This window comes from Streptococcus sp. 5905 (assembly GCF_013276505.1).
GTDB lineage: Bacteria > Bacillota > Bacilli > Lactobacillales > Streptococcaceae > Streptococcus.
Map to the genome: position 1 here is coordinate 1 of NZ_VMLC01000012.1, position 728 is coordinate 728.

Annotated in this window: 8 tRNA genes; all 8 read right to left on the reverse strand. The window is 51.1% G+C overall.

From position 1 onward, the window contains the following. Positions 1 to 5: 5 nt before the first annotated feature. Positions 6 to 79: transfer RNA gene (locus HT680_RS09015), tRNA-Pro, on the reverse strand. A 16-nt stretch (positions 80 to 95) separates the two neighbouring features. Further along, positions 96 to 169: transfer RNA gene (locus HT680_RS09020), tRNA-Arg, on the reverse strand. 11 nt (positions 170 to 180) lie between these two features. Next, positions 181 to 266 (reverse strand) — tRNA-Leu (locus HT680_RS09025). 7 nt (positions 267 to 273) lie between these two features. Continuing rightward, positions 274 to 345: transfer RNA gene (locus tag HT680_RS09030), tRNA-Gly, on the reverse strand. 21 nt (positions 346 to 366) lie between these two features. Further along, a tRNA-Thr gene (locus tag HT680_RS09035) sits at positions 367 to 439 on the reverse strand. A 12-nt stretch (positions 440 to 451) separates the two neighbouring features. Beyond that, positions 452 to 533: transfer RNA gene (locus HT680_RS09040), tRNA-Leu, on the reverse strand. A 5-nt stretch (positions 534 to 538) separates the two neighbouring features. Further along, positions 539 to 611: transfer RNA gene (locus HT680_RS09045), tRNA-Lys, on the reverse strand. 22 nt (positions 612 to 633) lie between these two features. Beyond that, positions 634 to 706: transfer RNA gene (locus HT680_RS09050), tRNA-Asp, on the reverse strand. Between the last annotated feature and the right edge of the window lie 22 nt (positions 707 to 728).

The following is a 728-nucleotide window of genomic DNA, read 5'->3' on the forward strand; positions in this document are numbered from 1 at the left end:
ATCAATCGGGAAGACAGGATTCGAACCTGCGACACCTTGGTCCCAAACCAAGTACTCTACCAAGCTGAGCTACTTCCCGAGTTAAATAGAAAAAATGCACCCTAGAGGATTCGAACCTCTAACCGCCTGATTCGTAGTCAGGTACTCTATCCAGTTGAGCTAAGGGTGCTCATTATTATATGCCGAGGACCGGGATCGAACCGGTACGATCGTTTCCAATCGCAGGATTTTAAGTCCTGTGCGTCTGCCAGTTCCGCCACCCCGGCCTCTCTAAGCGAACGACGGGATTCGAACCCGCGACCCCCACCTTGGCAAGGTGGTGTTCTACCACTGAACTACGTTCGCATCGACCTCTTCTAGTTTTAATGCCGGCTACATGACTTGAACACGCGACCCTCTGATTACAAATCAGATGCTCTACCAACTGAGCTAAGCCGGCTAATTTCTACTATGCGGGTTAAGGGACTTGAACCCCCACGCCGTTAAGCGCCAGATCCTAAATCTGGTGCGTCTGCCAATTCCGCCAAACCCGCAAATATGACCCGTACTGGGCTCGAACCAGTGACCCATTGATTAAAAGTCAATTGCTCTACCAACTGAGCTAACGAGTCTAAAATAACTTCCGTTATCTTACGGTCCCGACGGGAATCGAACCCGCGATCTTCGCCGTGACAGGGCGACGTGATAACCGCTACACTACGGGACCTATATGGGAGTTAACGGGATCG